A 12,820-nucleotide genomic window follows, 5' to 3' on the forward strand; every position below is an offset into this window, starting at 1 on the left:
CTGACCCCGCAAACGTAACGGTCAGTGCCCGGGCACTCGATCGGCCATGCCCGCGGCCAGCGCCAGGGCGTGCGCCGCGGGCAGCGCCGCCAGTAGCGCGTCGACGTCGGCGTCGGTCGACGTGTGCCCGAGCGTTATGCGCAGCGCCCCACGGGATTCGACCTCGCTGCGTCCCATCGCTCGCAGCACGTGCGAGGGCTCAGGCACGCCGGCTTGGCAGGCCGATCCGGTCGACACCGACACGCCGGCAACGTCGAGGGCGAACAGTAACGAGTCGCCCTCGCAGCCCGGAAAACTGAAATGGGCGTTACCGGGCAGCCGGTGGGTCGGGTCACCGTTGCGCTGCGCCCCCGGCGCGACCAGGGCCACACCGGCGATGACGCGGTCGCGCAGCGCAATTAGGCCAGCGTTTACATCGCCGTGCGCGATGAGAGCGGATGCCGCCACCGCGAACGAGACCGCCGCCGCAACATCCTGGGTGCCGCTGCGCACCTTGCGCTGCTGGCCACCACCATGAATGAGAGGTTCGACGGTCGTGGCACGCCCGAGCACGAGCGCCCCGATACCGACCGGGCCGCCGACCTTGTGCGCCGAGACGCTCAGCGCCGACACGCCCGCGGCCGCGAGGATACGAAAATCGACCGGTATGTAGCCGTAGGCCGCGACCGCATCGACGTGCACCGGAATGCCGTGGGCTGCGGCGAGCGCCGCCACCTCCGCGACAGGTTCGATGGTGCCGACCTCGTTGTTGGCCATGATCACGCTGACCAGGGCGATATCGAGCGGGTCACGCGCAATGGCGGCCTCGAGCGCGCCGAGGTCGATGCGGCCCCGGTCGTCGAGCGGAATCCACTCGACGATGGCGTCTTCGTGCTGAGCCAGCCACTCGACCGTGTCGAGCGTGGCGTGGTGTTCTCCGCCGGGCACCAGAATGCGCCGGCGTGGTGCGCGCGCCCAGTACAAACCCTTGATGCCGAGGTTGATCGCCTCGGTGCCGCTGCCGGTGAAGACGACCTCGATCGGGTCACAGGCGAGGCTCGCGGCCACGATTTCACGCGACTCTTCGAGCATCCGTTTCGCATTTTGACCTTGGCTGTGCACGGACGCGGGGTTACCGACGACCCCCATCGCCTCGGCGTAAGCGGCAATTGCAGCGGGAAGCATGGGCGTGGTCGCCGCATGATCCAAATAGACAACCATCCCCCTATTTTACAGATGGGCGGAGGCCGGTGCTGATCACGGCTTACTCTTGAACTCATGAGCTCCGCCGACCCCCTGCGTAATCTCGGCGTGCGACTCACCAGCTCCGGTGGTGAACTGCGCGTCTGGGCCGAACACGCCGACGCCATGGACCTGTGTCTGTTTGACGACACCGATCCCAACTGGATCATCAAGAGCGTGCCGATGACCAAGGACGTGCACGGCGTCTGGTCCGGTAAATCGCGCACCCTGTCGCCGGGGCAGCGCTACGGCATCCGCGTCTCGGGTCCGGCGAACCCCAATAACTCCTTTCACCCGGAGAAAACCCTGATCGAGCCGTATTCCCGTGGTTTGGTTCGGGTCGGTGCCGGGCTGTGGCAGTCCTCGGTCGTCGATGACGCGTTCGATTGGAACGGTGCCACCAAACCGGCGACGCTGCTCGATCACACCGTCGTCTACGAAGCGCACGTGCGTGGGATCAGCCGGCTCAACCCGCTCGTTCCGGCCGCCCTGCGCGGAACCTACGCAGGTCTGGCCCATGAATCGACCATCCGATACCTGAAAGATCTCGGAGTGACCGCGATCGAGCTGTTGCCGGTGCAGGCCTTCGTGTCGGAGCAGCGCCTGATCAAGCAGGGCCTGATCAACTATTGGGGCTACAACACCCTCAATTTCTTCTCGCCGCACGCCGATTATGCCACCCAGGCCGCTCAGTCGGCCGGTCCGGAAGCCGTGCTGCGGGAGTTCAAGGGCATGGTCAAGCTGCTGCACGAGGCCGGGCTCGAGGTCATCCTCGATGTGGTCTACAACCACACCGCCGAGGAGGGACGCAATGGCCCGGTGACCAGCCTGCGCGGCATCGACAACGCCGCCTATTACCGCCAGGACGATTCCGGTGCCTACATCGACGTGACCGGCTGCGGCAATACGGTCAACTTCAGCCATGATGTGCCCAAGCGGCTCGTACTCGATTCGCTGCGCTACTGGGCGAACGAGGTGCAGATCGATGGTTTTCGCTTTGACCTGGCCGCGACCCTCGGGCGTGACGCCGGCGTCGTCTACGACCAGGAGCATCCGCTGCTGCGCGATATTCGTGACGATCCGGAGCTGGCCGGGGTGAAGCTCATCGCCGAACCCTGGGATGTCGGCCAGGGCGGCTGGCAGACCGGCAATTTTCCGCCCGGCTGGACCGAATGGAACGACCGCTACCGCGACCGCATGCGCGACTTCTGGCTGTCCGACATGCAGAGCCTGCGCCTGACCGGCTCGGCCGGCAGCGGCATCGGACGCTTCGCGACCCGCGTCGCCGGTTCGTCGAACACCTTCTCCAAAGAGCGCGGCCCACTCGCCTCGCTCAATTTCATCACCGCACACGACGGGTTCACGCTCGCCGACCTGACCGCGTACAACAGCAAGCACAACCTCGGCAACGGCGAGTCGAACCGCGACGGAACCGACAACAACAGCTCGTACAACCACGGCGTCGAGGGCCCGACCCGCGACGTGGCGATTCTGGCCACAAGGCGCAAGGCCATGCGTAATCTGCTCGGCACGCTGCTGTTGTCGGCCGGAATTCCGATGCTCACGGCCGGTGACGAATTCGGTCGCAGCCAGCGCGGCAACAATAACGCCTACTGCCAGGACAGCGAGCTGACCTGGCTCAACTGGGACTTCGACGACTGGCAGCAGGACCTGCACCGAGTCACCCGGCGGCTGCTGCAGCTGCGCCGGGAGAACCCGGCATTACGGCCGGTGCACTTCGGCCGGTTCGGCGAGACCACCCCGAGTGCCAGCCAACTGGACTGGTACAACATCGCCGGTGACGCGCTGCAGGGTGACGCCTGGAATTCCCCCACCGAACGCACCCTGCAGTACATGGCGGCGTCCACACCGGAGCACGAAGCCTTCAACCGCATCCTGCTCGTGGTGAACGCGCGCGAGCAGGATGAGACCGTCACCCTGCCCAAACACGAGGGAGTGGATGCCTACACGCTGCTCTGGGATTCCAGTCACGACGACCTGCGCGATTCGGTCATCGAGCATGCGCCGGGCGCTCGCCTGTTCGTGCCGGGGGCCTCGATGCAGCTGATGCGGGCGCACGGCGCGTTCGTTCCGCGCAGCACCTCGCGCCCCTGACCGACCAGCATGAGCCGGCCGGCGTGAACCGGTCGGCGTGAACCGGTCGGCCGGCCGCAACCGCTAGTTCGCGACGGCGACCAGACCCATCTCGGCCGGGCTAATCAGCAGCGCGTTCTTGGGCACGACCCGAACGGTGTAACCGAAGGTTCCGGCCCGGTCGAGTTCGACCGTTCCGGTGAACAGGGTCGCTCCGCCGGCCGGTGCTTCCTTCAGCGAAGCCGGAGCGAGCGCCTGAATCGCGACATCGCGCAGTTCGTCGGTACCGAGGCTCTTGCCGTAGACGACTTCGACGGTCACATCGTCGGCGGACAGCCCGTTCAGCTGCACGTGCGCCCGCAGGTGAAGGTCGTCGCCGACTTCGGGCACCGAGGAGACCCCGCCGGATTCGACGTGGGTCACGGCAACCTGGGGCCAGGCGGAGACGATCTTGCCCTTCCAGGCAGCCAGTTCGCGGGCGGCCCGGTAGTTGTTGGCCGACATCAGCGTCTCAAAATGACCGGCCGGACGGTACAGGCGCTGCACGTACTCGCTCACCATCCGATCCGCCGACAGCTGCGGTGACAGCGTGGACAGTGTGTGCCGAATGTTGGAGACCCAGCGTTCGGGCACGTCGTCGGCGTTACGCTCGTAGAACATCGGCGCGACCTGGTGCTCGATCAGCTCGTAGAGCGCTTCGGCCTCGAGCCGGTCACGTTCAGCGGAATCCCCGGCGGAATCGGCCGAGGGAATCGCCCAGCCGTTCTTGCCGTCGTAATATTCCGGCCACCAACCGTCAAGGATCGACAGGTTGAGCGCGCCGTTCAGCGCGGCCTTCATGCCGCTCGTGCCGCAGGCTTCGAGCGGGCGGAGCGGATTGTTGAGCCAGACATCCGTTCCCGGATACATCAACTGGGCCATCGCAATGTTGTAGTCCGGCAGAAATGCGATGCGGCTCCGCAGCGCCGGGTCGGCGGCGAACTGCACGATCTTCTGGATCAGCCGTTTGCCTTCCTCATCGGCGGGGTGCGATTTGCCGGCAATCACGATCTGAATCGGATGCTCCGGGTGCAGCAGCAGGGCACGCAAGCGCTCGGGGTCGTGCATCATCAGGGTCAGGCGCTTGTAGGTGGGCACGCGGCGGGCGAATCCGATGGTCAGCACGTTCGGGTCGAAGACCCGGCCGATCCAGGCCGGGGCGATGCCCCCCGGGTTCTGGTCGCGCCAGGCATTCAGCAGGCGCCGGCGGGCATCCTCGACGAACTGCAGGCGCATCTGACCGCGCACCGACCAGAGATCCTGGTCCGAAACCTCGCCGGAGGCCCAGTTGGCCGTTGACGTGTCACTGGTGCCGAGTTTATTCAGCGCGAGGCTCTTGAGCGCCGGGTCTGTCCAGCTCGGAGCGTGCACGCCGTTCGTGATCGACGTGATCGGGACATCCGCTGAATCAAAACCGGGCCAGAGGCCGTTGAACATGCGGCGGCTGACCTCCCCGTGCAGGGTCGACACGCCGTTGGCGTGCTGGCCCAGGCGCAGGCCCATAATGGCCATGTTGAACACGTCGGAGGAACCGCCGGCGTAGCTTTCGGCCCCGAGAGCGAGCAGGTCCTCGACGTCAACGCCAGGCAGCAGGTCGGTGCCGAAATAGCGGCGAACCAGGGAGCGTTCAAACCGATCGATGCCGGCGGCGACCGGGGTATGGGTGGTGAAGACGGTTCCGGCGCGGGCCACCTGCAGGGCTTCCTGAAAGCTCAGGCCCTCGCCGATCAGGCTCGAGATGCGCTCCAGACCGAGAAAACCGGCGTGGCCCTCATTGGTGTGGAACACTTCGGGTTCGGGCAGACCGTGCAGCGAGCTCCACAGTTTGACAGCGCGTGCGCCGCCGATGCCGAGCAGCAGCTCCTGCAACAGGCGGTGTTCGCCGCCGCCGCCGTAGAGCCGGTCGGTGACCAGGCGCAGGTCGTCGGCGTTTTCGGGAATGTCGGCGTCGAGCAGCAGCAGGCGCACCCGACCGACCTTGGCCTGCCAGACCCGGGCATGCAGGGTTCGGTCATCCGGTAGGGCGAGCGAGACCTGCACTGCAGAGCCGTCGGCTCGACGCAACACGGAGAGCGGCAGCCCGTCGGGGTCGAGCAGCGGGTAGCTTTCCATCTGCCAGCCGTCCGGCGAGATGGCCTGGCTGAAGTAGCCGGCGCGGTAGAACAGGCCAACGCCGACGAGTGGCAGGCCGAGGTCGGAGGCGCTCTTGAGGTGGTCGCCGGCCAGAATACCCAGGCCTCCGGAGTACTGCGGCAGCGCGGCGGCGATACCGAATTCCGGTGAGAAATACGCGATCGCGGCGGGCTTCTCGCCGTCGAGGCTCTGATACCAGCGCGGCTGCTCCAGATAGTCGCGCAGGGCGTCTCGGGCGGAGTTGACCTCGGCCACATAATCGTGGTCCTGGGCGAGATCGTCGAGACGGTGCGGGTCGACGGCGCCGAGCAGGGCGACCGGGTCGGTGCCGATCTCGCGCCAGAGCTCGGGGGCGATGCGCTCGAACAGCTGGCGGGTGGGCTCGTGCCACGACCAGCGAAGATTGCCGGCAAGCTCCTCCAGCGCCGCGAGGGGCTGAGGCAGGACGGCACGGACGGTAAATTTGCGGATGGCCTTCACGAGGTCAACCTTAGGGGTGCCAGATGACGAACACGTAACGCCGAATGTTCGCGTCCCGCGGGCGAGGCTGGCGCGAGGCGAGCATGATTGCCACGCTTTCACGCTACGGTCATTCTGTGGCCAAGACAGCAGCAAAAAAGACGACCCTGCCGACAGCATCGAGCAGCGCCACGGCCGGTGCGTCTCCGCAGGAGGCTAGCGGTGCCTCCGGCGCAGCCATTGGCCGTATCCCCGTTCTCGACCTCTCGCCTCAGCTGAACGACAACCAATGGCCGGCCCGCGCCTTCGCCGGCGAGGTCGTCCCATTTGGCGCGACCGCTTTTCGTGAGGGCCACGACCTGATCGGCGTCGACCTGCAGCTCACGGCGCCCGACGGCAGCGAAACCCGGCATCCCATGCTGCTGCAGGGCGAGGGGACCGACCGCTACGGCGTGCAGGTGCTCCTCGGCGTCGCCGGCCACTGGCGGTATCGGGTGCGTGCTTATGCCGACGAGTTCGCCACCTGGGAACACAACGCGCAGATCAAGGTTCCGGCCGGCATCGACGTGGAACTCATGTTCAGCATCGGCGACGCGCTGCTGCAGCAGGCCGGCATCGACCAGAATCGCCCGCTCGCGGCCCGCCGCCTGTTTCAGGCCGCAGCGACCGCCCTCGCCGACACCAGCAAGCCGGCCGCCGCACGACTACTCGCGGTCGCGGATGCCGCGCTGCGGCAAGCCATCGCCGCTCACCCCCTCGCCGGGCTGGCCTCGCTCTCGGCCGAACGCACCATCATCGTCGAACGCGCCAGGGCTGGAGTGGGCTCGTGGTACGAGTTCTTCCCGCGCTCGGAGGGCGCCGTTCGGCAAAAAGATGGCAGCTGGAAGAGCGGAACGTTCCCCACCGCCGCGAAACGCCTGCCCGCCGTCGCGGCGATGGGGTTCAACGTGCTGTATCTGCCGCCGATCCACCCGATCGGGCAGGCCTTCCGCAAGGGTCCAAACAACTCACTCACAGTCGCCCCCGGTGATCCTGGCTCGCCGTGGGCGATCGGCTCGGCCGACGGCGGCCACGATGCCATCCACCCCGACCTCGGCACCGTCGCCGACTTCAAGTCCTTTCTGAAAAAAGCGGCGGACCTTGGCATTGAGATCGCCCTCGACTTTGCCCTGCAGGCTTCCCCCGACCACCCCTGGGTGCAGCAGCACCCGGAGTGGTTCACGACCCTGCCCGACGGCTCCATCGCCTACGCCGAGAACCCGCCGAAAAAATACCAGGACATCTACCCGATCAATTTCGATAACGATCCGGCCGGCATCCGGCTCGAGGCGCTGCGCCTGCTCCGCTACTGGATCAGCCTCGGCGTGCGCATCTTTCGGGTCGATAACCCCCACACCAAGCCGCTGGACTTCTGGGAGTGGCTGATCGCCGAAGTCAATCAGACCGACCCCGACGTGGTGTTCCTGGCCGAGGCGTTCACCCGCCCGGCGCTCATGCAGGCGCTCGGCAAGGTCGGCTTCCAGCAGTCGTACACCTACTTCACCTGGCGCAACACGAAGACTGAGCTCGAGGAATTCTTCGATGGCCTCGCCAACGACACGGCCGATTTTCTGCGCCCCAACCTGTTTGTGAACACGCCGGATATTCTCACCGAGTACCTGCAGTTCGGCGGCCCGGCCGCGTTCAAGATTCGTGCGGCCCTCGCCGCTACGGCAGCGCCTAGCTGGGGCGTCTACGCGGGTTTCGACCTGTTCGAGAACGTCGCCCGGCCCGGCGCCGAAGAGAGCATCGACAACGAGAAGTACGAGTATCGGCCGCGCGACTGGAGCAAGGCCGAGGAGCTCGGCAAGTCCCTCGCGCCCTACCTCACCCTGCTCAACCGCATTCGGGCCGAGCATCCGGCGCTGGCGCAACTGCGCAACCTCGACATCCACGCCAGTGACGACGACTCGATTCTGGTCTACAGCAAGTACCTCGACGCCGCGTTCACCGGCACCGGCCAAGCGGATGCTCTCATCATCGTCGCCAACGTCGACCCGCACTCCGTGCGCGAAACGATCGTGCACCTCGACGTCACCCGGTTCGGCATTGTCCGCGGTGACAACTTCGACGTGCACGATCTGGTCTCCGGAGCCACCTGGACCTGGGCGGCCGACAACTTCGTGCGACTCGACGCCTTCACAGAGCCGGTGCATATTCTGCACGTCACACCGCACACTTCGGCCCCAGCATGAGCGGTCACAAAGATAAAAACAAGAAACACAAGAAACACCAGAAGCACGAGTCCACGGATACGAAGGGTCAGGCAAAGAAAATCGACGGCAAGAAGGCACAGTCCCCGAAATCCGGGCCCAGCACAGTCCAGAAGAACTCGGCCCCGATCGAACCCGCGACCATACCCGAGCACGTGCTCGAGGCCGTCGCCGCCGGCCGGTACTACAACCCGCACGAAATCCTCGGCCAGCACCTCGCCCACCAGACCGGCGTGTCCGACCCACGCGTCTCCATCCGGGCGCTGCGTCCGCTTGCCACCGAGGTGTTCGCGATTCTCGCCAACGGGTCGCACGTTGAGCTGGCCCACCTCGCGCACGGCATCTGGCAGGGCGAAAGCACCGTCGGGCTCAGCGACTATACGATCGAAGCCCGCTATGAGTCAGCGCCACCGTGGATCTGCGACGACCCCTACCGCTTCATTCCTACCCTCGGCGAACTCGACCTGCACCTGATCGGCGAGGGCCGCCACGAACGTCTATGGGACGTGCTGGGAGCACACCACCGTCAGCACCAGGGCGTCACGGCCAGTTCGACCGGTACCTCGTTTGCCGTCTGGGCGCCGCACGCGCAGGCCGCGCGGGTCATCGGTGACTTCAACGGGTGGAGCGGCTCTACCCACGCCATGCGCAACATGGGCAGCACCGGCGTGTGGGAACTGTTCATTCCGGGTCTGGCGCTCGGCACCAACTACAAGTTCCAGCTGCTCACGCAGTCCGGCGCCTGGATCGATAAGGCCGACCCGATGGCCCGCCTCGCCGAAGTTCCACCGCAGACGGCGTCGGTCGTCACCGCTTCCACCTACGAATGGGCGGATACCGAATGGCTCACCAACCGTAGCGCCACCGATCCGCACAACCAGGCCATGAGCATCTACGAGATGCACGTAGGCTCCTGGCGACCCGGGCTCGGTTACCGGGAACTCGCCGACGAGCTGGTCGGGTACCTGAACGAACTCAGCTTCACGCACGTGGAATTCATGCCCCTGGCTGAGCATCCGTTTGGCGGATCGTGGGGCTATCAGGTCAGCGGCTATTACGCGCCGACCAGCCGGTTCGGCTCGCCAGACGACCTGCGCTACCTGATCGACCGACTGCACCAGGCCGGCATCGGCGTGATCATGGACTGGGTGCCCGGCCACTTTCCGAAGGACGACTTCGCCCTCGCCCGCTTCGACGGCCAGGCCCTGTATGAGCACCCGGACCCGCGCCGCGGTGAACAGCTGGACTGGGGAACGTACATCTTCGACTTCGGTCAGATGCAGGTGCGCAACTTCCTCGTCGCTAATGCCCTGTACTGGCTCGAGGAATTCCATATTGATGCCCTGCGCGTCGACGCGGTCGCCTCGATGCTCTACCTCGACTATTCGCGCGAAGACGGCCAGTGGGAGCCGAACCAGTATGGCGGCAACGAGAACCTCGAGGCCATCAGCCTGCTGCAGGAGATCACCGCTACCGCCTACAAACGCAACCCCGGCACCATCATGATCGCTGAGGAATCCACCAACTGGGGCGGGGTCACGGCGCCGACCAGCGGCGGCGGGCTCGGCTTCGGGTTCAAGTGGAACATGGGCTGGATGCACGACTCGCTCGAGTACATGCAGGTCGACCCGATGTACCGCTCGTACCACCACAGCGACATCACGTTCTCGTTCATCTACGCGTTCAGCGAGAATTTTCTGCTGCCGATCAGCCATGACGAGGTCGTCCACGGCAAGGGCGCCCTGGTGTCGAAGATGCCCGGCGACTCCTGGCAGCAGCTTGCCAACGTGCGCGCCTACCTCTCGTTCATGTGGGCGCACCCGGGCAAGCAGCTGTTGTTCATGGGAAGCGAGTTCGGACAGCGGTCGGAGTGGAGCGAGGAGCGCGGCCTGGACTGGTGGATGCTCGACCAGCCGGCGCACCGCGGCCTGTTCAACCTGGTCGGTCAGCTCAACCGGGTCTACCGCGACAACCCGAGTCTGTGGAGCCGCGACAACGACCCGGGTGGTTTTGAGTTGCTCGACGGCGGTGCCGCCAGCCAAAATATCGTGTCGTTCCTGCGCTGGGACAACCACGGCGTTCCGGTCGCGTGCTTCTTCAACTTCGCCGGGCAGCCGCACACGGACTACCGGGTGGGGCTGCCATTCGCCGGAGCGTGGGAGGAGATTCTCAACACGGATGCCGGCGACTTCGGTGGTTCCGGGGTGGGTAACCAAGGCAGCGTCGAGGCCTACAACGAGCCCTGGGCCGGTCGCCCCGCCTCCGCGACCCTGACCCTGCCGCCCCTGGCCGGTCTTTGGCTGCGCCTCCGCCGCTAACTCCCCGACCCTCCATTGCGGGGGGCTGCGCCCAACGACAGCAATCTGGCGACGCAGCATTCATTGAGAATCGGTGGTGTTCAGCCTGTCCGTCGACCCTAGAACGGTGGGGGCTCGGTGGGGTCGGTGTCCCGCGCGGTGTTCCAGCTGCCGTTCCAGTCGCCATTCCACGGATCGCTGATCGGTTCGGCTGGCGGCAGCGGTGCAGGCGAGTCCGGCGGTGGTGGGGCGGGCGGTTCGGGTGGCGCTGCTGCCTGTGGCGCTGCCTGTTGTTGTCGCGTTGGGTTGATGCGGGTGGCGGGGTCGGTGGCGTAGTGTTTGCCGGCGGGGCTGGTCCAGTGGACGGTGCCGTCGGGATCGGCGACGGCTTTCCAGTCGGAGAAGTGCTTGAGGTTGTGGTGGGCGGGCGAGAGGAAGTGGAGGTTGGTGGCGGTGGTGGGGCCGCCGAATTGTTTATCTATGGTGTGGTCAAGGTCGGAGTGGCCGGCGGAGCGGTTGCAGCCGGGGAAACGGCAGGTTCCATCGCGTAGGCGCAGGTATTTCTTCAGCGCCGCGGGCACGCGGAACGGGGTGGAGCTGACGTCGAGGACGATGCCGGTGTGCGGGTGGGTCAGGACGCGGAGGAAACTCGTCGCGGTCCCAGCCAGCCGGCGGGCCGTCTCCGGATCGATCGGGCCGTACCCTTCGAGCTCGCCGGGTTCCTCGCTCAGACCCATCAGGGTCAGGACCGGGACGGTGATGTTGACGTTCGCGGTGAGGCCAGCGCCGAGACCTGTGCCGGTGACGCCCTGCTGGAGCAGGTCAATGGCGACATCGGCGCGCAACTGGCTGAGGGTGCGGGGCTCATCGGGGCCCTGCAGACTGATCGCAGCATCGGTGACCCGGGTATAGATACTCTGCACGTCATCCCCGGCCGCGCGCAGCCAGAGGGTGGCCATGCCGTCCTGGTCGGGGAAGAACTGCACCTTGCGGTCGGCCAGACACCGGGTGCGGCGAACGGTGATGCTGTCGGGGTGGAACCGCTCCCGCAGTTTGCGGGCCTTTCCGTCGAACTGCGCCGGAGTGAGGCGTTTCGCGTGCGGCAGCAGCACCGCCTCTAACTCGGCGCGGGCGGGCTGCGGGACGGAGTCGAGCTGGTCGAGCAGCCGCTGGGCATGCCGCAGGGAGATCTCCCCGGTGCGGAGCGCGGTCAGGGTCTCGGGCCGGGATTCGACCAGCACCCGGCTCTGGTGCAACAGGCCGGAGGCAGTGCCGGCGGGGATGCGCAGCGCACAGGCCATTTCGGCGACCAGGCCCTGCTGAGCCGCGAAGGTCGCATCCCAGTCATGCTCATGCTGCGGACCGGCCTGCGGACGACCGGTCTCAGCACTGTTAGTGGTGTACTCCCACGCCTCCGTCAAGACCTCAGCCTTACTCGCCTGCGCCCAAGCGATGACCTTCTCGAGGTAGATCACTCGGTCGACGAATTGCGCCTGCCTGCGCTGGAACGGACTCAGCACGTCCGCGGGACTACCAGGGGCCAGGCCGGGTTGGTCCGGGTCAGCCTCAGCCGGGTCAGCCTCGGCACGGTCAGCGTCGGCAGGGTCAGTGTGACGCTCGTCAGCGGTGCATCCGTCAGTGGTGCATCCGTCCGGGATGAAATCGACCGGGAGAAAATTGTCCGCGAGGTAGTTCGTATAGAGGAACTCTTCGCGGAGGTCCTCATCGAAGAGGTTCTCGGGCGGCACCGCAGCGAACACCTCGGTCAGGTCCAAGCCGACCGGAATGGTCGGGCCGTCAATCAACTCCGGGCGGTCAGCCGCCAGACTCACTGGTGTCGGGCTGACCGGTGCCGGGCTGACCGGTTCCAGATCGACCGGGTCGGTGACCTCATACGGGGCGAATTCTCCGAGCCCCTCGGCAATTTCACACCGCCAATCGGCCTGGCACTGCGCCCAGAACACCTCGAACTCGGCACGCTCTTCGAGCGTGGACGGCGGGTAGCCGTGAGCCGCGAAGAACGGATCGACACGGCCCGGCTGGGGAGTATCGCCGCTCTGGCTCATAGAAGAAGTGTACCAAAAACCGAGGCCTAAGTCGAGAGATTCTCAGATATGTTTGGATATCTGTGCGAAGATGCATTCGGGCAGAGCGCGCGTTGTCGAGACCGGCTCAGGCCAGTCCATGGGGGTCTCGGTAGGCTCGACCAACGGGGATGGCCGGTTTCGCAGGCCACCCGCCTTGGTTAGAGACGGTTTCGACGCTTCCGACCGGCAGCCGGTCACCTGCTTCGCGCAGCAGGTGACCGGCGCCTCCGACTCATAC

At 66.1% G+C, this 12,820-nt stretch carries 6 protein-coding genes; 3 read left to right on the top strand and 3 right to left on the bottom strand.

Annotated features, from left to right (window positions below; all coding sequences use genetic code 11):
• Positions 1-21 precede the first annotated feature (21 nt).
• The gene (locus E3T46_RS14440; RefSeq protein WP_134579079.1) at positions 22-1,200 is read right to left on the bottom strand and encodes a cysteine desulfurase family protein; all 1,179 of its coding nucleotides are present in this window, start codon (positions 1,198-1,200) and stop codon (positions 22-24) included.
• A gap of 57 nt (positions 1,201-1,257) precedes the next feature.
• Between E3T46_RS14440 and glgX the strand changes: the two genes are divergently transcribed.
• On the top strand, positions 1,258-3,336 hold the full coding sequence (gene glgX, locus E3T46_RS14445) for a glycogen debranching protein GlgX (protein WP_134579080.1): 2,079 nt from the start codon (positions 1,258-1,260) through the stop codon (positions 3,334-3,336).
• A 63-nt stretch (positions 3,337-3,399) separates the two neighbouring features.
• On the opposite strand, the gene glgP is transcribed toward glgX, so the two are convergent.
• The gene (glgP, locus tag E3T46_RS14450; RefSeq protein WP_134579081.1) at positions 3,400-5,967 is read right to left on the bottom strand and encodes an alpha-glucan family phosphorylase; all 2,568 of its coding nucleotides are present in this window, start codon (positions 5,965-5,967) and stop codon (positions 3,400-3,402) included.
• A gap of 218 nt (positions 5,968-6,185) precedes the next feature.
• Between glgP and E3T46_RS14455 the strand changes: the two genes are divergently transcribed.
• Positions 6,186-8,180 carry an alpha-1,4-glucan--maltose-1-phosphate maltosyltransferase gene (locus E3T46_RS14455; protein WP_277870979.1) on the top strand — a complete coding sequence of 665 codons (1,995 nt, stop codon included), beginning with the start codon at positions 6,186-6,188 and terminating at the stop codon, positions 8,178-8,180.
• Positions 8,177-10,516 (top strand): 1,4-alpha-glucan branching protein GlgB, encoded by a 2,340-nt coding sequence (gene glgB, locus E3T46_RS14460; RefSeq protein ID WP_134579083.1) that lies wholly within the window; start codon positions 8,177-8,179, stop codon positions 10,514-10,516. Before E3T46_RS14455 ends, glgB begins: the two co-directional genes overlap by 4 nt.
• A 98-nt stretch (positions 10,517-10,614) precedes the next feature.
• On the opposite strand, the gene E3T46_RS14465 is transcribed toward glgB, so the two are convergent.
• On the bottom strand, positions 10,615-12,561 hold the full coding sequence (locus tag E3T46_RS14465) for an HNH endonuclease signature motif containing protein (RefSeq protein WP_134579084.1): 1,947 nt from the start codon (positions 12,559-12,561) through the stop codon (positions 10,615-10,617).
• Between the last annotated feature and the right edge of the window lie 259 nt (positions 12,562-12,820).

Origin of the sequence: Cryobacterium sp. Hh11 (genome assembly GCF_004404045.1) — a bacterium.
GTDB lineage: Bacteria > Actinomycetota > Actinomycetes > Actinomycetales > Microbacteriaceae > Cryobacterium > Cryobacterium levicorallinum.

Coding starts and splice junctions, on each gene's coding strand:
- E3T46_RS14440 (WP_134579079.1), bottom strand. CDS start 1,200: ATGGTTGTCTATTTGGATCATGCGGCGACCACGCCCATGCTTCCCGCT.
- glgX (WP_134579080.1), top strand. CDS start 1,258: ATGAGCTCCGCCGACCCCCTGCGTAATCTCGGCGTGCGACTCACCAGC.
- glgB (WP_134579083.1), top strand. CDS start 8,177: ATGAGCGGTCACAAAGATAAAAACAAGAAACACAAGAAACACCAGAAG.
- E3T46_RS14465 (WP_134579084.1), bottom strand. CDS start 12,561: ATGAGCCAGAGCGGCGATACTCCCCAGCCGGGCCGTGTCGATCCGTTC.